This window comes from Phycisphaerae bacterium, assembly GCA_035275405.1.
GTDB lineage: Bacteria > Planctomycetota > Phycisphaerae > UBA1845 > UTPLA1 > DATEMU01.
Genome location: DATEMU010000015.1, coordinates 435,109 through 453,498, shown reverse-complemented (window position 1 = coordinate 453,498; position 18,390 = coordinate 435,109). Strand labels below are relative to the sequence as shown.

19 protein-coding genes are annotated in these 18,390 nt (G+C 62.3%); 8 read left to right on the top strand and 11 right to left on the bottom strand.

Annotated elements, in window-relative coordinates; all coding sequences use genetic code 11:
- Nucleotides 1-168 precede the first annotated feature (168 nt).
- Nucleotides 169-909, top strand: coding sequence for a response regulator transcription factor (locus VJZ71_19685; protein ID HKQ50305.1), 741 nt, complete (start codon nucleotides 169-171; stop codon nucleotides 907-909).
- On the top strand, nucleotides 906-2,876 hold the full coding sequence (locus VJZ71_19680; GenBank protein ID HKQ50304.1) for a HAMP domain-containing sensor histidine kinase: 1,971 nt from the start codon (nucleotides 906-908) through the stop codon (nucleotides 2,874-2,876). The genes VJZ71_19685 and VJZ71_19680 overlap by 4 nt, the downstream gene beginning before the upstream one ends.
- 14 nt (nucleotides 2,877-2,890) lie before the next feature.
- On the opposite strand, the gene VJZ71_19675 is transcribed toward VJZ71_19680, so the two are convergent.
- Nucleotides 2,891-3,730, bottom strand: a complete 840-nt coding sequence (locus VJZ71_19675; protein HKQ50303.1) for a hypothetical protein — start codon at nucleotides 3,728-3,730, stop codon at nucleotides 2,891-2,893.
- Between the two features lie 36 nt (nucleotides 3,731-3,766).
- Entirely contained in the window at nucleotides 3,767-4,336 is a 570-nt protein-coding gene (locus VJZ71_19670; GenBank protein HKQ50302.1) for a DUF4287 domain-containing protein, read from the bottom strand.
- 173 nt (nucleotides 4,337-4,509) lie between these two features.
- On the opposite strand from VJZ71_19670, the gene VJZ71_19665 reads away from it, so the two are divergent.
- Nucleotides 4,510-5,880, top strand: coding sequence for an SGNH/GDSL hydrolase family protein (locus tag VJZ71_19665; protein HKQ50301.1), 1,371 nt, complete (start codon nucleotides 4,510-4,512; stop codon nucleotides 5,878-5,880).
- On the opposite strand, the gene nuoD is transcribed toward VJZ71_19665, so the two are convergent.
- On the bottom strand, nucleotides 5,855-7,099 hold the full coding sequence (gene nuoD, locus VJZ71_19660; protein ID HKQ50300.1) for an NADH dehydrogenase (quinone) subunit D: 1,245 nt from the start codon (nucleotides 7,097-7,099) through the stop codon (nucleotides 5,855-5,857). The two genes, VJZ71_19665 and nuoD, sit on opposite strands and share 26 nt — an antisense overlap.
- Nucleotides 7,100-7,282: 183 nt before the next feature.
- Between nuoD and mutL the strand changes: the two genes are divergently transcribed.
- The gene (gene mutL / locus VJZ71_19655; GenBank protein HKQ50299.1) at nucleotides 7,283-9,226 is read left to right on the top strand and encodes a DNA mismatch repair endonuclease MutL; all 1,944 of its coding nucleotides are present in this window, start codon (nucleotides 7,283-7,285) and stop codon (nucleotides 9,224-9,226) included.
- A gap of 65 nt (nucleotides 9,227-9,291) precedes the next feature.
- The gene (locus VJZ71_19650; GenBank protein ID HKQ50298.1) at nucleotides 9,292-10,464 is read left to right on the top strand and encodes a cystathionine gamma-synthase; all 1,173 of its coding nucleotides are present in this window, start codon (nucleotides 9,292-9,294) and stop codon (nucleotides 10,462-10,464) included.
- 253 nt (nucleotides 10,465-10,717) lie between these two features.
- On the opposite strand, the gene VJZ71_19645 is transcribed toward VJZ71_19650, so the two are convergent.
- From VJZ71_19645 to VJZ71_19610, 8 genes are all read right to left on the bottom strand, one after another.
- Complete coding sequence (locus VJZ71_19645) at nucleotides 10,718-11,848, bottom strand: hypothetical protein (protein HKQ50297.1); 1,131 nt, start codon at nucleotides 11,846-11,848, stop codon at nucleotides 10,718-10,720.
- A gap of 103 nt (nucleotides 11,849-11,951) precedes the next feature.
- Nucleotides 11,952-12,503 (bottom strand): DUF1697 domain-containing protein, encoded by a 552-nt coding sequence (locus tag VJZ71_19640; protein HKQ50296.1) that lies wholly within the window; start codon nucleotides 12,501-12,503, stop codon nucleotides 11,952-11,954.
- Nucleotides 12,504-12,568: 65 nt separating this feature from the next.
- On the bottom strand, nucleotides 12,569-12,682 hold the full coding sequence (locus VJZ71_19635) for a HepT-like ribonuclease domain-containing protein (GenBank protein ID HKQ50295.1): 114 nt from the start codon (nucleotides 12,680-12,682) through the stop codon (nucleotides 12,569-12,571).
- Nucleotides 12,672-12,881, bottom strand: a complete 210-nt coding sequence (locus tag VJZ71_19630; protein ID HKQ50294.1) for a HepT-like ribonuclease domain-containing protein — start codon at nucleotides 12,879-12,881, stop codon at nucleotides 12,672-12,674. The genes VJZ71_19635 and VJZ71_19630 overlap by 11 nt, the downstream gene beginning before the upstream one ends.
- A gap of 28 nt (nucleotides 12,882-12,909) precedes the next feature.
- The gene (locus VJZ71_19625; protein HKQ50293.1) at nucleotides 12,910-13,218 is read right to left on the bottom strand and encodes a nucleotidyltransferase family protein; all 309 of its coding nucleotides are present in this window, start codon (nucleotides 13,216-13,218) and stop codon (nucleotides 12,910-12,912) included.
- Nucleotides 13,219-13,300: 82 nt separating this feature from the next.
- Nucleotides 13,301-14,062, bottom strand: coding sequence for a TerC family protein (locus VJZ71_19620; GenBank protein ID HKQ50292.1), 762 nt, complete (start codon nucleotides 14,060-14,062; stop codon nucleotides 13,301-13,303).
- Between the two features lie 109 nt (nucleotides 14,063-14,171).
- Nucleotides 14,172-14,633, bottom strand: a complete 462-nt coding sequence (locus VJZ71_19615; GenBank protein HKQ50291.1) for a hypothetical protein — start codon at nucleotides 14,631-14,633, stop codon at nucleotides 14,172-14,174.
- A complete protein-coding gene (locus VJZ71_19610; GenBank protein HKQ50290.1) occupies nucleotides 14,630-15,244 on the bottom strand; it encodes a sigma-70 family RNA polymerase sigma factor in 615 nt (204 codons plus the stop codon). Before VJZ71_19610 ends, VJZ71_19615 begins: the two co-directional genes overlap by 4 nt.
- Before the next feature lie 165 nt (nucleotides 15,245-15,409).
- On the opposite strand from VJZ71_19610, the gene VJZ71_19605 reads away from it, so the two are divergent.
- The 3 genes from VJZ71_19605 to VJZ71_19595 are packed head-to-tail and all read left to right on the top strand — an operon-like array spanning nucleotide 15,410 to nucleotide 18,377.
- Nucleotides 15,410-16,585 carry a Re/Si-specific NAD(P)(+) transhydrogenase subunit alpha gene (locus VJZ71_19605; protein ID HKQ50289.1) on the top strand — a complete coding sequence of 392 codons (1,176 nt, stop codon included), beginning with the start codon at nucleotides 15,410-15,412 and terminating at the stop codon, nucleotides 16,583-16,585.
- Nucleotides 16,586-16,641: 56 nt separating this feature from the next.
- Nucleotides 16,642-16,938 (top strand): NAD(P) transhydrogenase subunit alpha, encoded by a 297-nt coding sequence (locus VJZ71_19600; protein HKQ50288.1) that lies wholly within the window; start codon nucleotides 16,642-16,644, stop codon nucleotides 16,936-16,938.
- Nucleotides 16,938-18,377 (top strand): NAD(P)(+) transhydrogenase (Re/Si-specific) subunit beta, encoded by a 1,440-nt coding sequence (locus tag VJZ71_19595; GenBank protein ID HKQ50287.1) that lies wholly within the window; start codon nucleotides 16,938-16,940, stop codon nucleotides 18,375-18,377. Before VJZ71_19600 ends, VJZ71_19595 begins: the two co-directional genes overlap by 1 nt.
- Nucleotides 18,378-18,390 lie beyond the last annotated feature (13 nt).

Genomic DNA, 18,390 nt, shown 5'->3' with positions numbered 1-18,390 from the left:
ATAGGATTCGACCACCCCCGGTCCGGCCGCATGGAATCCGCGAGGCCACTGCTCGATTATGCGGCGACGACGGCGGTGAGTCAATTGCGTTGGGCCGTTCGAGGCTGCGGCGGAACGCTATAATAACGCGAATGCGACCGTTCGGCACGTCGGCAAGGTGAGAGCGTTTTGACACTCGGTGCGATCGTCATCGTTGAGGATGAGCAGGCCATCCGCCAGGGCGTGGTTGAAGTCCTCCGCAGCGCGGGGTATCAGCCGATCGAGGCCGCGGACGGTCAGGCCGGTCTGACCGCGGCGCGGCGTCCGGACGTGCGGCTCGTCCTGCTCGACCTGCTTCTGCCCAAGCTCGACGGCATGGATGTTCTGAAGAACCTGCGGAAGACGCATCCGACGCTGCCCGTGATCATTCTGACGGCGCGGGGGACCGAGGAGGAGCGCGTGTCGGGCCTGCGGGCCGGGGCCGATGACTATGTTGTGAAACCGTTTTCGGCGAAGGAACTGCTTGCCCGTGTGGAGGCAGTGCTTCGGCGGAGCGCGGAGCGGCCCGCGCAGGTGCAACGTCTGCGCGACGGGGGATTGATCGTGGATCTGGCGAGGCGGGAGTTTTTTGCGGGCAAGGGCGAGCGCCAAGCGCTTTCTGAGACGGAGTGTTCGATCCTCAGCCACCTGGCAGCACACGCGGGCCGGGCCATTTCGCGCGAGGAACTTCTGGCGCGGGTGTGGGGTGTCGGCCGGGGCGTGGAGACAAGGACGATCGACATGCACGTCGCCCGCCTCCGCGCGAAACTGTCGTCGGCGTCCGGGGAAGATGGCGAACGGTTCATCGTCACCGTCCGCGGCACGGGGTACATGCTGGGCGCCGATCTTCGCGCCGAGGCGAGCGGCGCCTCGCGGGGAGGGCCGGTATGACGCTGCCGAAAACCACCCGGCGTCGAGCGGTCTTCGCGCTCGCACTCATTTGGATTCTGGTGATCGGAGGATTGGCCTGGGCGACGTCCGCAGCGATCCGGCTGGAGCGACTGGAGGCGCGGTATGAGCGCGACGAAGCGGAGACCGTCCGGCTGGAGCGCGCCGTCCGGTTGATGGAGGCAGTGGTCGCGCCGGTTCTCGATCAGGAATCGACGCGCCCTTATGAACATTTCCGCGCGTTTTATGTCCCTGCGAGAGCGCGCGACAAGATGGACGGATCGGACGTCAGCGAGCGAATCCTGGTGCCGTCGCCCCTTCAGAATTTCAAAGGGCCGGATTGGCTCTTGTTGCACTTTCAGGGCTCCGATACCGAGGGATGGGTATCGCCGCAACTGGAAGCGGGCGCCGGCAGCGCGATGCCCGCCGGCGCGTTTCCGGCGGCCGAGCGGGCCCGGCAGGCATCGGCGGCGAACTGGCTGGCCGCGCTGCGGGATCGCTATTCGCCCGTCACGATGCTCTCTATCCTTGAAGAGGCCCTGTCGAAGGAGATCAACGGTCGCAGCTCTCTCCTCGGCGAGTCTTCGACCTGGCAGGGGGGGCGAGCGGAGTCCAGCCCGGCTCGATCGACTTTTTCGTCCGATACGTCCGGACCGCCCGACAAGGAGCCGGGACGGGGCGCAGCGGATTTTTACCGGCGCAGCGCCCGGCTTCTGCAAATGCAGCGCGAGTACTTCCCGCTCTACCAATGTGAACCGGAGACCGTGGCGCTGGAAAACCTCGACGCCGAACGGCGCGAGCCACAGAACAACGGGACCAGCGGCGCGTGCGTGCAGGTTTCACGCACCCTCATGATGCCAATCTGGCTGGACCTGACGTTTGACGGCCGACAGCAACTGGCGCTGGTCCGTTCGGTATCGGTGGAGACGCAGCCCTATTGCACGCTTCAGGGCGTTCTGATCGATTGGGATCGGCTGCGTGCAGTCCTGGAAGGCGAGATTCGGGACATCTTTCCGAATGCGCGCGTCGTTCCCCTGGCGAGCTCCGAGTACTCGGAGCGACGGCCGCCGCATGGCACGATGCAGAGGATTCCCGTACGCCTTGAGCCGAATGAGGCTGCCGGGGTGCGGACCCGTGAGAATGAAAAATCTTCGTGGGGGGGGTTGGCCATCGCATGGGCGGCGACGCTGCTGGCGCTGACGGCGATATCGTATGGCACCCTCAAGTATATTTCTTATTCGGAGCGGAGGATGCAGTTTGTCGCGGCCGTGACGCACGAACTGCGCACGCCGTTGACGTCGTTCCAACTGTATAGCGATCTCCTGGGCGAAATGAAAACGGAAGACGGCGAAAAACGGCGGCAATACGCCAGAACGCTGGGAACGGAATCGAAGCGCCTGGCGCGGCTCGTGGAAAATGTCCTCGCGTATTCGCGGGTGGGCGACCAGAGCCCGCGGCTCAGCCCGCAGGCCGTTTCCCCGCAGTCCCTTTTGGACAGTGCGGTTTCACTGACGGCCGAGACGTGCGCGGCAGCGGCCAAGCAGATCGTGGTCGAAAACCGCTGCCCGCGCGAGATGATGCTGCACACCGATCCGCAATTGGTCGTACAAATCCTGGCCAATCTCCTGGAGAACGCGTGCAAGTACAGCGGCGATGCCGCGGACCCGCGGGTCTGGCTGTCCGTTTCGCCGGCGGGCGACGGGGCGATCTTTGAAGTGGACGACGCCGGGCCGGGCGTGCCGTCGCGGATGCGCCGCGCGGTTTTCGAGCCCTTTCGGCGCGGCAGCTCGGAGCCGCAGCGCAAATCCAGCGGCGTGGGACTGGGTTTGTCGTTATCGCGCTATTGGGCGGAATGTCTGGGCGGTCATTTGTCACTCAAAAAGAGCACGCGCAATGGCACGCATTATTCCTGTTTTGCGCTGACGCTACCGAGTCGCTTGCCGGCCAATCGGGAGATCGTCGGCAGTTGATGGGCCGACCGGCGTCACCACTCCAGGTCTTCTTCTTTCGGCGGCGGCAGCCAATTGGACGTAAAGACGTTTCGCAGGTACTTCCGGATGGCCTCCCGGCGCTGCTCGTCTGACCAATCCGACTGGCGCTGAACCCAGGCGATGAAGACCGGATTGCCGCGGCCAATTTCGAAGGCCTTGGCAAAGCTGTCCTTGAACATCGACGCGGCCTTTCGCGCCTGTTCCTCCGACCAATCCGGTCGTTTCTTGCGCAGTCCCGCCGCGCCGACATCGATGCCGCACTCGACCGCCAGGGCGTGCGAGGGCGCGACGGCGGCCCAGGTTGTCTCGGGAGTACTCAACTGTAGCTCCACTCGCTTGCGCGGGGGAAGGACCAGCGTCATTCCCTTGAGCATGGGAGGCTCGGGTAGACCCTCGGCCGCCATCTTTTTGCGGACCTCTGCGACGCTCCTGGCGTGGCGCGGTCTGGTGACCATGATCGCGGGGTCGCGCTCCAGGAGATGGGCGTCTTCGAGGGTGGCCGCGACCGGCGGATCCCCCGGGTCCATGACGACGACGAGGCCCTTTTCCAGTTCGCGCTTGAAATTCCGCTTGATGTACTTCTGCACATCGCGCACCCAGCGATCGGCCTCGCCCGCGGATTCGGCACTTCGGGCGTAGATAAAAGCTTGCGGGGTGTGAAAGAGCCTTCGGCCTCGGTATTCGGCGGAAACCTCGCGCGGGGCCTCGAGGAGGACTTTGGGCGGCTGCGGACCACACCCGCCGGCAACAAGAATGAGGACGACGCCGGATACGGCAATACTAATTCGAACTAGACCGGATGACGGAATCGTGGGGCCTATTGACGCGATCATTTGTAATCCCTTCGAATCGCCCTGTTGAACTCGCGATCACGCCGCCTCGTAGGCCTTGCGGAGCCAACGGATGAGTTCAGCGTCGACATCGGTTTTCTTTTCTACGCGGACGCGATGGCTGACCATGGCATTGAAGCTACCGGATTTCTCCAGGCGCGGCGTGGACGACTCGCCTTTGAGGTTGATCCCGACGTCCACGCGCGTTGCGGTTGACGGTTGGACGATCGCGAATTGCTTGGACCGCCGCAGGCTGACGTACGCCTTCTTCGGGGCGATCTCGACGTCGCCGCCGAATTTGCCGACTGCGGTGAGCAGGGCGTCGTAAATCGGCCGCAGGCCCGCCTTGGCGCCGGCGTATTGCCCGTCGACAAGGTCTTCACCCTCGACCGGCGCCTCGCCGGATGCGGCCTGCAACGTCTTCTGCGCGACCAGATTCGCGTATCCGTGGCCCATGCCATGTTCCGACTTCAGAAATGCGACGATCTCGCCGTGCCTGGACTTTTTGGAAGCCGTTGCAATTTTGAGCCATGCATCCAGCGGCTTTCCCGTCTTTTCCTTCAAGTTTGAAATCATGGTTGCCAGCATTTCTTCGGGAGTCTTGGCCATTCGGTCCCCTCGTTTGTCGTTGTTGATTGGTTGGTCCCTCACCCCTCATCGGGCGCCGACAATGGTAACGGATTCCGATACATCTCGACCAGCCCATTGCCGCAGACCGGTCCGGACCAAACCTGGTGGCCATGAGCGCGGCGCGAGCGACGAAAGTCGCATAGAATTCGCCCATGGAGCGCGCGGCCGTCGATGTAGACACCCTTCCATCCACCGTTGCCGCGGAGATGCGCGCCGCGTCGATCCGGCATCGACGCCTTTGCGTCGTTATGCTCGGTCTTGCGGCAGGCTTGTCAGCGGTTGCGAGCCTGCTGCATTTCGCCGCGTTACAATGGATAGATCGATGGCCCTTTCTTGCGCCGTCGCAGGTCCCCGAGTTATATGTGGGCATGTGGATATTCGGCGTACTGGCCGCCGTAACGGCGGGCGGGGCGCTCGTCGTGCGCCGCAAGGCGAGCGGGTCGGCGAGATTGGCGCGCCTGTTCTTGCTGGCAGGGGTGGCGCTGGGGATGATTCTGACGGACCGGGCCTTGGCCTTTGTCTTCCCACCGCCGTCCGAGTTGAATTCGCTTCTGGAGCCGCACCCGGAAAGGGGCTGGACCCTGCGTCGCAGCGCGGTGGGAACGGATGCCGGCGTCCATGCGCGGACGAACTCCCTCGGACTCCGCGGGGCCGAATTGCCGCGTGACAAACCGGCGGACGAGTTTCGCATCCTGTTCGTCGGCGATTCGGTCACCTTTGGCTACGATTTGTCCGACGATCAGACGCTTTCGGCGCGCTGTTGCGCGGCCTTGACCGGCCGGTCATCCCGCGCAGCCGTTCGGTGTGTCAATGCCGGCGTCAGCGGCTACACCACGTGGCAGGAGCTTCATTATCTCGAGCACGACGGGCTCGCGCTGCGGCCCGATTTGATCGTGCTCCAGTTTTCGTTGAACGACATCCTCGATGTGCTACTCGTTGAGCCCGGCCGCGTGCATGGCCGGCGGATAGAATTCGAGTTCTCAAATTCTTCCCATTGGTCGGGGATCGTCCGGGCGATTACCTCACTTCGCGCGCGCCGTTACTGGCGACAGGCTCGGGAAAACCTCGAATGGATTGATGAAGGCGATCGGGCGACGGTCGCGAAGCTCGGCTCGTTTGCGTCCATGTTCGCGGAGCCGCCGCCGGCCCCGGTGGAAAAGGCCTGGCAGCGCGTGCTCGTCGATCTGACCGCGTTTGACGCGTTGTGCAAGGCGCGCGCGGTCCCGTGGGCTTTCATCGTGACGCCGCCGCGCTCCGAATTGGATCCGAAGGTGGCCCACCTCCGGCCGCAGCGGCGCCTGCGGGTGTGGGCTGACGAGCATCATGTCCCGATGTTCGATCCGCTGCCCCTTATCCTGAAAGAGGGCGAGCGCCGCGGAGTGTCGGGCGATGCGATCTATATTGATGAAGGGCACCCCACGGCGGCGACGATGAAGCTCATCGCCGAGGCCCTGGCGAGTTTTCTTGTTGAACGAGGCTTAATAGGCCGACGCGCTACTAACGATCCAGCTCCGCCGCGATGATGTTGAGGCTGCCGAGGACCGCGACGACGTCGCTGATGCAGTGACCAACGACGAGCTTGGGGAAGCATTGGTAGTTGATGAAGCTGGGCGGGCGGCAGCGGGCGCGGTAGGGGGCGTTGCCGCCATCGGAGGCGAAGTAGAAGCCGAGTTCGCCGTTGGCGGTCTCGTTGGCGCCGTAGGCCTCGCCGATCGGCGGCGAGAAGCCGCGGTTGGTCATGATCTGTTCGAAGTGATGGATCAGGCCCTCGATGGAGAAGTAGATCTCACGCTTGTCCGGCAGGGTAAGCTTGTCATTGGGCAGGACGTTGACCGAGCCGGGGGGGATGTTGTCGATGAGCTGATGGACGATTGAAATGGCCTGGCGCATTTCTTCCAGCCGCACGAGATAGCGGTCATACACGTCACCGTGCGAGGCGACGGGCACTTTGAAGTCGACGGCGGATGAGCCCTTGCCGTCCCAGTTGTCAGCGTAGCACAGGTACGGTTCATCCTTGCGGAGGTCGCGCTGGACTCCGCTGGCCCGGGCGATGGGGCCCGTCCAGCTCCAGGCGATGGCCTCGTCGTGCGTCAGGACGCCGATGCCGCGGGTCCGCTCGACGAAGATGCGGTTGCGCGTCAGGAGGGACTCCGTATCGTTGATGGCCTGGGGGACGCGCTTCAGGAACGCCTTCACGTGATCGGGCCACTCCGGCGGCATGTCGTACATGAGCCCACCGACGCGGGTGTAGCTCGTCGTGAAGCGGGCGCCGCAGATTTCCTCGAACAGGTCGTAGATGTGCTCGCGCTCGTTGAAGGTGTAGAGGAAGGCGGTGAACGCCCCCAGGTCCAGACCCGCGGTCCCGATGCAGAGTAAGTGGTCCTGAATCCGGGCGAGTTCGGCGATGATCGTCCGCAGGACTTTGCACCGCGGTGTCAGTTCGATCCCGAACAGTTTCTCGCAGGCGTGGTGCCAGGCGATGTTGTTGGCCATCGGGCTGATGTAGTTCATCCGGTCGGTGACGACGACGTACTGGTTGTAGTTGAGGTGCTCCCCGAGCTTCTCGAAGCCGCTGTGCAGGTAGCCGATGTGGGGTGTGCAGGCGACGACCGTCTCGCCGTCGAGTTCGAGGACGAGGCGCAGGGTCGTGTGCGTGGCCGGGTGCTGCGGCCCGAAGTTCAGCGTCCACAAATCGCCGCCGACGTCTTCACGCTCGAGGCGGGTCGGCTCGATTTTCGGCATCGTCGCCATCAACGATTATCCTCCACGGCGTCGACAATACGCCCGTAGGCATCGTAGGGCAGACTGCAATTGTCGTCCAATTGGCAACGTCTGTTCCTGGCACGTTGACCGGGCGCGGTGCTCGTTTGTATAGTTTCACCTTCGGTGTAATCCCAACGCAACCCATTGCGCAGCAAGGATGCCATGCCCGAGATCAGGAAGCTCGACCCCAGCCTCGTCAATAAGATCGCCGCGGGCGAGGTGATCGAGCGGCCGGCTTCCGTCGTCAAGGAATTGCTGGAAAACGCCCTCGACGCTGGGGCCACGCGCATCGATGTCGCGCTGGAGGAGGGGGGCACGCAACTCATACGCGTTGCGGACAACGGCTCCGGGGTTGCGGCGGGGGACCTGCCCCTGGCTGTGGCGCCCCATGCGACCAGCAAGCTTCATACGAGCGACGATCTTTTCAACATTCGCACGTTGGGCTTTCGGGGCGAGGCGCTGGCGTCGATCGCCTCCGTCAGCCGACTGCGGATGGCCAGTCGGACCGTCGGAGCGATCGAAGGACATGAAATCATCTGCACTGATGGACAGATCGAGGGGCCGCGGCCCTGCGCCGCGCCGGTCGGTACCTGCGTCGAGGTACGGCAACTCTTTTTCAATGTGCCCGCGCGGCGGAAGTTCCTGCGCCAGGCGCCGACGGAACTGACGAATGCCACCGAGCAGCTCGCCCGGCTGGCGCTGGCCCATCCGCAGGTCGCCTTCACCCTCGCGCACAACGATCGCGCGTCGCGGAACCTTCCGGCGACGGCTGATCGACGGGCGCGGATAGCGGATTTTTACGGCGCGGAGCTCGCCGAGTGCCTGATTCCCATCGACCGCGAGGAGCGCGGATTGCGGATCGAGGCGTTAATCGCTCCGCCCGCCCAGTCGCGGGCCTCGACCAAATGGCAATATCTGTTTCTCAATGGGAGATTCATCAGTGACCGGCGAATCGGATTTGCGATCCGTGAAGCCTTTCGCGGTCTCGTCGAGCATGATCGCTATCCCGTTATTTTCATTTTTCTCACGACCGATCCTCAGGCGTACGACGTCAATGTCCATCCCACGAAGATCGAGGTGCGTTGGCGCGATGCGGCGTTGGTGCAGTCGCAGGTGCTCGCGATTTTGCGGGAAACGCTGCTGTCGCGCGACCTGACGCCGGGGCTGAGCCTGGCACGCTCATCGAGCGGGGCGGCGGCACTAACCGAGGACGATCTCGGCCATCAGGAGCGGACCCGGGCGGCGCTGGCCGACTATCTCAAGTCGATCGACCCGACGCAGGCGCGGCTGGCGTTCCAGCCGCCGCGATTTCCGTCGGAGAGCGTGCGGCCATCCATCTCGGAGACGTTGACGACGCGCTATCCTTCGTTTGAAGAGGCCGTCGCGCGGCCGACTCATTCGACAGTAGTGACTCACTCGGGTGAGGGCGCAGCTGCGGAACAGCGGCCGCCAAACGGCAAACCGGTTTCGGGGGAAAATGAATCATTCGAGCCACCTCCAGCGAATGTGCCTCCGGTGCGAACTGCCGCTGAAGCGCAGGCCTCCGTCATCCAGGTCCACAATACCTATCTCGTCGCGCAGACGGAGGACGGGATCATCATCGTCGACCAGCACGCTCTGCACGAGCGGATTCTCTATGAGCGATTTCGCGATCGAATCCTGGCCGGAGCGCTGGAGTCGCAGCGGCTCCTGATCGCGCCGACGATCGAGGCGTCGGCCGGGATGGTCCAGGCGGCGGAGCACCATCGCGAACTGCTCCTGCGGCTGGGGATCGAGCTGTCGGTCTTCGGGCCGACGACGCTGGCGGTGCTGGGCTTCCCCAGCCTGCTCAAGACCGTCGAGCCGGGCGAGTTCGTCGCCGACCTGCTGGAAAAGCTCGCCGAGCAGAGCGAACCGCCCTCCGATGAGACGCTGCTGCACCAGGCGCTCGACATGATGGCTTGCAAGGCGGCGGTCAAAGCGGGCGATCCGCTGACAGCCGAGGAGATGCAGGCCCTGCTGATGCAGCGGCACTTGACCGACCGCTCGTCGAATTGTCCGCATGGTCGCCCGACGACGCTGCAACTGTCGACGCGGGATTTAGAACGGCAGTTTAAGCGGGTGTAGTTCAGCAAAGTGACGAAGCTCCGCAGCTCAAGTATCATTTGGAGAAATACTACCGGGAGGTACCCATGAAATTCGCCACACGCGCCATTCACGTCGGACAAGAGGCCGATCCCACGACCGGGGCGACGATCGTCCCCATCTACCAGACTTCAACTTACACTCAAGAGGGCATCGGGCAACACAAGGGCTTTGAATACTCGCGGACCGGCAACCCCACGCGCGCGGCGCTGGAAAAGTGCCTCGCCTCGCTGGAAGGGGCGCAGTACGGCCTGGCCTTCGCCTCGGGTACGGCGGCCAGCGCGGCGATTATGAATCTCCTGTCCAGCGGTGACCACATCGTCTGCGCCGACGATGTGTACGGCGGGACCTATCGGCTCTTCGAGCTCGTCCTGAAGCGCTATGGACTGACCTATTCCTGGGTGGACATGACGCGGTCAGACAACGTCAAGCAGGCGATGCGGCCGAACACAAAAATGATCTGGATCGAGACGCCGACCAACCCACTGCTCAAGATCGTGGATATCGCGGCGGTCTGCGAGATCGGCCGGCGAGCCGGAGCGATCAGCGTCGTCGACAACACCTTCGCCAGCCCCTGCCTCCAGCAGCCGCTGGAACTCGGCGCCGACATCGTCGTCCACAGCACGACCAAGTACATCGGCGGCCACTCCGACGTCGTCGGCGGGGCGGTCATGCTCAGCGACGAAAAGCGCTACCAGACGATCAAGTACCACCAGAACGCGGTCGGCGGCGTGCCGGGGGCATTTGACTCGTGGCTGGTGTTACGCGGCCTCAAGACGCTGGCCCTGCGGATGCAGGCGCACTGCGATAATGCGGCGAAGGTCGCGCAGTTCCTCGAGGGACACCCGGCCGTCGAAAAGGTCGTCTATCCCGGTCTCGCCTCCCATCCGCAGCATGCCCTCGCGGGTCGGCAGATGAGCGGCTTCGGCGGTATGGTCTCGTTCGTCGTGAAGGGCGGAGAGGCGGCGGCACGGAAGATCGCGGGGCGCACGCACCTGTTCGCCCTGGCCGAGAGCCTCGGCGGCGTGGAAAGTCTTATCGGCCACCCGGCGACGATGACCCATGCTTCGATTCCCGCGGCCGAGCGCGAGTCGCGGGGCATCACCGGCGGTCTGCTGCGGTTGTCGGTCGGTATCGAGGACGCGGACGATCTGGTCGCGGACTTGGAGGGGGCACTGGCGGTCCTTTCGCCGTCGAAGGCGGTCGCGGCGGGAGTTTGAGAGCGCTTTCTTCAGATGGCGCAGATGAACGCAGATTAAGAAAGGGGTCTTCGCTTGCCGCTCCCAATCACCCGCTTGTTCGCCAAGACACGACAGTCCGCGGAGAGAACGATCAACGAAATCAAGCCGATGCTGCGGGTGCGGTCGAAACGACAGTTGATGCAAGGTTTCAAGGGACGTTATCTCCACGGCGAAAGGGACCTCGGGAGGCGCGCTCGGAAAAACGCTTGGTAGTGCTTGATGGGAATGCAGGCTAACCCTTGAGTTCGATTTCACGCGTCAGTGAGACTGACTTGTCGCCGATTTTATCCCGGATTGTCGCGCTGATTTTGTACACGCCCAACTTGTCGTGGGGCTCGAAGCGTATCTTGATCACCAATCGATTATCGAATACTCGAAAGCGTGTCGGGATTTTCCCAGACAGCGCCTCCAAATCCTTGAGGTCCGCTTCTTCATAGACGTCGCCATCCGGGTTGAGAATCTTCAAATCATACGTCACGTTCGCATTCAAATCATCTGCCAACTCGATTCCGCCGAAAACGATTTTGATGCCGACGATATCGCCACGCTTGGCCGTCGACTTGTGGCCAATGCGCGGCGCATCATCGACGGGCTTGTCGAACTCCGCCATTTCCTTGTCAGCCATCACGTAGAGGTCCGCGGAGAAGGGTCCGTCCTTGTGTGGTAGCGCGTCCTTTGGTTTTGCATAGGACACCATTTCTTGGAGCTTTTTCTTCACGTCGCCCGTTCGCGACATAGACTCCTTGTGGATCAGCCGATACACAAGCTCATGCTGAATCATGTTACTTTTCAGCGACCATTCGGCGGCGCCGCGCGTCACTTCATCCTTTGTTGCGTCGCCACTCAGCGGATGCTTCTCATCCAGCACGTCGATTACCTTTTTGACATACACGACGTCGCCGGAAGCCAAGAAAGCGCCCCACATCATGTCGAGATCGCCCGGCCCTTTCATTTTCTTCTTTTTGAGATTGACGGGCTTTTTCTTGGCAAACGCGGGCATCTCGCCAAAGATTTCGGCGACCTTTTTCGCGTGGCCGGAGCGCCAAAGCGCAATCTGTACAGCCTCCTTCGTCCTGCCGGTGAAATCCGCGCTTTTCGCAAATCGGCCGACTTCTGAGGGGTTATCTGCAAATACGATTGCAAGGAACGCGGCGGTCGGAGTTAATGCGGACGCGTTGTCGTCGAGCATCTCACTCTCTTGCAACCATTTGAGGAAATTGACGACGGAGGAAGTATCTTTGTCCAAGTAGTAGTAGGTGACGAATTTGTCAAACTCGGCAGAGCCCTGGGGCGGGTCCTCCAATGCAGACGTATTTGCCGAAAGCGCGACGAGTCCCAACACAGCAAACACGCAACTTCGCATTTTCTTGCTCTCCTAACGATTGGTAGGTCAGATTTTATTCTAACGAATGACCGCGGCCGAATACAATCGCTAGGTCTGATGCGTAATTGTATCCGCGCACAGTTCAACCTGATGGCAGCGTCAGCATCGATGAGAGTTTGATAATCGTATTCCAATTCCGCGCGGTCCCACGGGTGGCGAGGGACTTTTCGATGAGGGTGTTGGTCAGTTTGGAGCGGCCAATGCCGGCGGGGTAGACGGCGTAGAGGTGGCGACCGTCGGCGCGGACGATCTCCGGGCCTTTGATGGCGGCTTGCAGGGCCTTCACGAGCTTCGCGTCGGGGGCGTCCTTGAGGAACACGACGAGGAGGTGGCTGGGATCGGATTTGGCCTCTTTCGGAAAGGGGTTGCGGTCGATGAGGGTTTGCCACTCGTCGGCGGTGCGGACGAAGTAGTCGGGCGCGGCTTTCAGGCGCTTTTTCGTTTCGCTTTCAAGCAGGCGTTCCAAAGACTCGGGCGAGCGCTTGCCGGCCTGAAAGACAAGGTTGCCGCTTTGGAGGAGCGACTTTACGCCGGTGAAGCCGAGGGATTCGAGCATGGCGCGAAGGTCGGACATGCCGATGAGGTTGTGACCGCCGACGTTGATGCCGCGGAGGAGGGCGATGTAGGAAGACATTAAATCAGGATACAGGAGACTGGAGACAAGAAACAAGTGAGATGATCGCGCTGGGGTGAGGCCCGTTAAGGGGGCGACGGTGGAATCAGGGGCTCAAGCTGCGTGATGAGCGCCGGGATGTGAAAAGTCGCCACGCGCCAGATTCGCTCATGTTCGATCTCGCCGTAATCATGCGCCAAAACGTGTCGCTGCCCGGGTGATCTTGTCCCAGGGGATTTCGGGGTGTTGTTTTTTGAGGACGGCGGAGACTCGACGGGCGGCTTCTCCGATGATCTCGATCTGGCGTTCGACCGCCGAACGCAGGAGTAAATCCCCTGCGTAGTCGTCAAAGCTTCGATCTCGGGTAAAGAACACTACCGCCCGCGCGGCGGTCAACATGTCTTCCAAATAGGATGCGTCGCTTTGCTCACGCGGCATAAAGGACCCTGCGCGTGCTCAAGATTTCGTGTTTACGAAAAGGATTGCGCAGGGCTTCCTTTTCAATCAGGTCTACGTGCCGCCCGTAAAGGGCTTCCAGTTCGTCCTGAAGATCGAACAGGTCCCACAGGCTCCAACCCGCGCCGGGCTCGAAACTGACCAACACGTCGACGTCGCTCTCGGGCCCAAAATCATCCCGGAGCGCCGAGCCAAAGATCGCGAATTCCCTGATCTTCCACCTCGCGCAGAGAGGCTTGATATCGAATAACGCAATTTGAATTGGGATTCGTCCGTCCATGGTCTCGAAACCTCTAACATCGCATTTTAGCGGCATCGCACATTTTTGTCTTTTTCGGTGCACCAAGTGGTGCCGCACTTTCTTACGCGGGTCGATCCGACCCGGTGTACGGCTCATGGAGCCGGACCGGCGCCGTCTTCGTCTTGCGCAGCCGCTCGTTGAGCACCTCGACGAACAGGGAGAACGCCATGGCGAAATAGATGTAGCCCTTGGGAATGTGTTGGCCCCAACCTTCGGCGATCAGCGTCAGGCCGATCAGGAGCAGGAAGCTGAGGGCGAGGATCTTCACGGTCGGCCGTTTCTCCACGAAGCTGCTGATCGGACCGGCGAAGGCCATCATCAGGGCGACGGCGATCACGACTGCGGCGATCATGACGGCGATCTGGTCGGCCTCGACCATGCCCACGGCGGTGATGACCGAGTCCAGCGAAAAGACGATGTCCAGGAGCATGATCTGCACCAGCACGCCGCCGAGCGAGGGCCGGACGCGGGCCGACGACCCGCCCTCGTCGCCCTCGAGTTTCTGGTGGATTTCGTGGGTGCTCTTGGCCAGGAGGAAGAGGCCCCCGCCCAGCAGGATCAGATCGCGGCCGGAGATCGCATGACCGAGGATGGAGAACAGCGGGTTGGTCAGTCGGATGATCCACGCCAGCGAAAACAGCAGGGCGATCCGCATGAGCATCGCGAGGGCCAGCCCGATCCGGCGGGCCTTGGCCTGCTGGGCGCGCGGGAGCTTTCCGGCGAGGATGGAGATGAACACGACATTGTCGATGCCGAGGACGATCTCCAGCACGGTCAGCGTGCCGAGGGCGATCCAGACCTGGGGGTCGGCGATCCAGTCCATCCAGCCACTGTATCGCGTCAATCGATAAAGTAAAAAAACGTAAGGCCGAGTTGGCATTCCGGTAAATACCAGCCCGGCCTTACGCTGCAAGAGAAAAACTAAGGAGCGCTTAACTCCCTAAGAGGCAGCGCTGAAGCTTTTCCGCCTTAAGTGCGGGGTCTTCATCGCTGTCCCGAAGCCGGTCAATGAGGGCCTGGATGTCCCGACCGTCGATCACCCCGTCGCCGTTGTAGTCGCAGTCCGGGGAGCGACCCTGGGTTGCGGCTGGTTCAGCATCGGCGAACAAGTTCGCTGTTTCGGGGTTGACGCCGGCAGGGCCGTCGTGGGCCATCTCACGAACCGAGCGTGTTCCAAAGAGACCAGGCAAGACGAACAAAACGGCGACCGCCGCGGCGGCGGCCAGGGGAATCGCGACGCGGACCCATCGGTGGCCGGCGTGAGCGGCGCTCCGGCTCGCACTGGAGCGCCGGTCCGCACGCCAAGGATAGGCTGCCGCCGAGGGGGCCAGAGCGCCATCGCGATGGGCTTGGCCGAGCTGGGCGAGCAGGCTATCGAGATCCGTTGGGGTCATGACGATTCCTCATTGGGGTATTGCAGGTCGAGGCCCCCTTGCGCAGAAAAAATGTCGGAGATTTTCAGACCCTTGGCCTCCATGCACCGCCGGAGGTCGGCGAGGATACGGGGCAGGTCGCGCTCGCGAAGCGTCGCCTCCGGGATCGCAACCTCTTGTGCCACAAGGCGTAAGGTTTCGCCGGCAAAGAAGCGACGGCGGACGATTTCGGCGTCTTTGGGGCTCAACCGGGCCACGCAGTCGTTGAGGCCGACCAGCAATTCAGCCTCGGAAGCGATCGTCTCCGGGCTGGGCTCGCCGGTCTGGGCAGGGCGGAGGTCGTTGGGGCCGCCGAGGGTGGTGGGGGACTGGCGACAGTGTTCGCGATAGACGTTGAGGACGATTCCGGCCATCCAGACCAAAAAAGGGCGGTCGGGGTTGAAGCGCTTGCGCTGCTCAAAGGCGCGGCACCAGGCCTCGTTGACCAGTTCGTCCACCCAATCCGGTCGGTGGGAAATCCGCCAGGCGCTCAGGCGGACGCGCTGGTGATAGAGGTCATAGATGCGCTCAAAGGCCGAGTCGTCTCCCGCCCGCACATCGACAAAAAGCTGCTTTTCCGAGCGATCGGCCATAGCCACCTGCCGGGCGATGATACCAGAAGCGAAAATAAAGCCGTTGGGGCGGCTGCTCTACATTTTTTGGGGAAGCCGCTAAACTGCCGGTCCTGTTGGAGATAGTCGCCTTCAGTAGGGGACCGGAATGCGGCTGGTACGGAAATTGCTGGGGAACGAATGAGCATGAAGATTGCCATACCCAAACCCACCAGTGAAGGCGAAACGCGGGTCGCCTTAATCCCCGAGAGCGTGGCGAAGCTGACGAAGGCCGGGTTGGAGGTGCTCGTCCAGGCGGGTGCCGGCCGACCGGCCTCCTACGCAGACGCTGATTACGAGAAGTCGGGGGCTCGCGTCGTCACTGACGCAGAAGCGCTCTATGGCGAGGCCGATGCCGTGGCGCTCGTTCATCCGCCCGGCGAGGCGGACATCGCCCATCTGCGCTCCGGCACCATCCTGATCAGCGTCCTGAATCCGCTGGTTCGCCATGATCTGGTCGGCACGCTCGCGGATCGCGGCGTCTGCGCGATCTCGCTGGACCTCGTGCCGCGGATCACGCGGGCACAGGCGATGGACGTGCTCAGTTCGATGAGCAGCATTGCGGGGTACAAGGCGGTGGTACTCGCGGCGGCGACACTCGGCCGGATCTTTCCAATGATGATGACCGCCGCGGGGACGATCAAACCGGCGCGGGTGCTGATCCTCGGCGCGGGTGTCGCGGGGTTGCAGGCGATCGCCACGGCCAAGCGGTTGGGCGCGGTCGTCGAGGCGTTTGACGTGCGGCCGGTCGTGAAGGAGCAGGTGGAGAGCCTCGGAGCGCGGTTCGTGATCGTCGAGGCGCCGGCGGAAGATGCGCAGGACAAGGGCGGGTATGCCAAGGAAATGTCTGAGGCGTACAAGCAAAAGCAAAAAGAGACGATCCACCAGCATGTCAAGGAATGCGACGTGGCGATCTCGACGGCGCTGATCCCCGGCAAGCCGGCGCCGAAGCTCATTACGGCGGAAATGGTCCGCGACATGCGGCTTGGATCGGTCATTGTGGATTTGGCATCGGAGGCGGGTGGGAATTGTGAGTTGACGCGGCCGGGCGAAAACGTCGTAGATAACGGCGTGACGATCATGGGGCCGAAAAATCTTCCCGCGAGCGTGCCGTATCACTCCAGCCAGATGTTCTCGCGGAACCTCACGGCGTTCTTGCTCAACATGACCAAGGACGGCCGGATCGAATTCAACATGGAAGACGAAATCGTACGGGATACGCTGGTCACGCGCGATGGCCAGGTCGTCAACGCCCGCGTGCGGCAGGGGATGGGACTGGCGGCGTTGGAAGTACGGCCACCGGAGCCGGTGGGGGCCGCGTAGCAGTACCACAAAGGCAGTTCTCGAAGACTCGACCTGCCCTACAGGGAGACAATTGAATGGAATCACAGATGGAGATGAGCATCTATGTGTTCATGCTCGCCACGTTTATCGGCATCGGCGTGATCCGACGGGTCTCGCGGCTGCTGCACACGCCGCTGATGTCGCTGACGAACGCGATCTCGGCCATTGCGGTCGTCGGTGCGATCATCGTCGCCGGTGGCGAGCACTATCCGACGCACATCCGCGTCATGGGCGCGGTTGCCTTGTTTGCCTCCATGACGAACATCATCAGCGGGTTTTTGATCACCAATCGTATGTTGAAGATGTTCCGCACGCAGAAGGGGGCGAAGTGATGGCGATCGTGGCCGCTGCCCCCCAATCTGCGGTATACACACAACTAGCTTACCTTGTCGCGACCGCCCTGTTTGTTTTTTCGCTGCACTGGATGGCGGAAGTCAAGACGGCGCGGCGCGGCGTGTTCGCGGGTGTCGCGGCGATGATTCTTGCCGTCGCAGCCACTTGGTGGCCGCAGTGGGCGCAAGAGATTCCGCATCACTGGTGGGTGATCGTGCCGATCCTGTTGGCCGTGCCCATTGGCATCTGGCTGTCGCTGGTGCCGCTCACGGCGGTCCCGCAACGAACCGCATTGTCACATGCCTTCGGCGGATTGGCCGCGGGCCTCGTAGGCACGGCAAAATATTACTACTGGATTCACAACGAGCAGGAGATGCTCACCGCCTTTCGCATGACCGCGATTATTGCGGAAATCATCCTGGGATATCTGACGTTTACAGGAAGCTTGATTGCGGCAGGGAAGCTGCAGGAGATCAAGTGGATTCCGCAGCGGCCGTGGGTCTATAAGGGGCAGAATCTTGTCAACCTCGGCGCGTTCGCCCTGGCCCTGGGGCTGGGCATCGCCCTCATCCTCAACCCGGCGCAGGCGTGGTCGCCGTGGGTCTTTGCGCTGATTATTCCTTTGGCCCTGGCATTTGGCGGGATGCTCGTCCTGCCGATCGGCGGGGCAGACATGCCGACGGTCATTTCTATCTTGAACTCGTACGCGGGATTGTCGGCGGTGGCGATGGGGTTCGTGCTGGATAACAAGCTGCTGATTACGGCAGGGGCACTGGACGGCTCTTCGGGTCTGATCCTGTCGATCATCATGTGCAAGGCGATGAACCGGTCATTTACCAACGTGCTCTTCGGCGCGTTCGGGCAGGTGCAGGCCAAAGCGGCGGCCGCCGAGCAGAAGACCTATCGGAGCGCGACCGCGGAAGATGCGGCCCAGATCCTGGAGGCGGCGAGTTCGGTCGTGATTGTGCCGGGCTACGGGATGGCCGTCGCCCAGGCGCAGCACAAAGTCCGCGAGCTCTACGATCAACTGACCAAGCGCGGCGTCAACGTACAGTTCGCCATTCATCCGGTCGCAGGCCGAATGCCGGGGCACATGAACGTGCTTCTGGCCGAGGCGGACATTCCCTACGAGAAGCTCAAGGAGATGGACGAGATCAACTCCGACCTGCCGCAGGCGGACGTGGCCCTGGTCATCGGGGCCAACGACGTCACCAATCCCGCGGCCCGCCACGACAAGGCCAGCCCCATCTACGGCATGCCCATTATCGACTGTGACAAGGCCAAGACGGTCATGGTCATTAAGCGCAGCATGAACCCCGGCTTCGCGGGGATCGACAATGAGCTGTACTACCTGGATCGGACGATGATGTTGTTTGGCGATGCGAAGTCATTCGTGGGCGAGATGGTTAAAGAGTTGTCCGGTGGCGGCGGGCACTGAGCCAAAGTCAATT

Bases quoted from the DNA above. Each gene is read 5' to 3' on its own strand.
- VJZ71_19680 (HKQ50304.1), top strand. From the start codon at position 906: ATGACGCTGCCGAAAACCACCCGGCGTCGAGCGGTCTTCGCGCTCGCA.
- VJZ71_19675 (HKQ50303.1), bottom strand. From the start codon at position 3,730: ATGATCGCGTCAATAGGCCCCACGATTCCGTCATCCGGTCTAGTTCGA.
- VJZ71_19670 (HKQ50302.1), bottom strand. From the start codon at position 4,336: ATGGCCAAGACTCCCGAAGAAATGCTGGCAACCATGATTTCAAACTTG.
- VJZ71_19665 (HKQ50301.1), top strand. From the start codon at position 4,510: ATGGAGCGCGCGGCCGTCGATGTAGACACCCTTCCATCCACCGTTGCC.
- nuoD (HKQ50300.1), bottom strand. From the start codon at position 7,099: ATGCCGAAAATCGAGCCGACCCGCCTCGAGCGTGAAGACGTCGGCGGC.
- mutL (HKQ50299.1), top strand. From the start codon at position 7,283: ATGCCCGAGATCAGGAAGCTCGACCCCAGCCTCGTCAATAAGATCGCC.
- VJZ71_19650 (HKQ50298.1), top strand. From the start codon at position 9,292: ATGAAATTCGCCACACGCGCCATTCACGTCGGACAAGAGGCCGATCCC.
- VJZ71_19645 (HKQ50297.1), bottom strand. From the start codon at position 11,848: ATGCGAAGTTGCGTGTTTGCTGTGTTGGGACTCGTCGCGCTTTCGGCA.
- VJZ71_19640 (HKQ50296.1), bottom strand. From the start codon at position 12,503: ATGTCTTCCTACATCGCCCTCCTCCGCGGCATCAACGTCGGCGGTCAC.
- VJZ71_19630 (HKQ50294.1), bottom strand. From the start codon at position 12,881: ATGTTGACCGCCGCGCGGGCGGTAGTGTTCTTTACCCGAGATCGAAGC.
- VJZ71_19625 (HKQ50293.1), bottom strand. From the start codon at position 13,218: ATGGACGGACGAATCCCAATTCAAATTGCGTTATTCGATATCAAGCCT.
- VJZ71_19620 (HKQ50292.1), bottom strand. From the start codon at position 14,062: ATGGACTGGATCGCCGACCCCCAGGTCTGGATCGCCCTCGGCACGCTG.
- VJZ71_19615 (HKQ50291.1), bottom strand. From the start codon at position 14,633: ATGACCCCAACGGATCTCGATAGCCTGCTCGCCCAGCTCGGCCAAGCC.
- VJZ71_19610 (HKQ50290.1), bottom strand. From the start codon at position 15,244: ATGGCCGATCGCTCGGAAAAGCAGCTTTTTGTCGATGTGCGGGCGGGA.
- VJZ71_19605 (HKQ50289.1), top strand. From the start codon at position 15,410: ATGAAGATTGCCATACCCAAACCCACCAGTGAAGGCGAAACGCGGGTC.
- VJZ71_19600 (HKQ50288.1), top strand. From the start codon at position 16,642: ATGGAATCACAGATGGAGATGAGCATCTATGTGTTCATGCTCGCCACG.
- VJZ71_19595 (HKQ50287.1), top strand. From the start codon at position 16,938: ATGGCGATCGTGGCCGCTGCCCCCCAATCTGCGGTATACACACAACTA.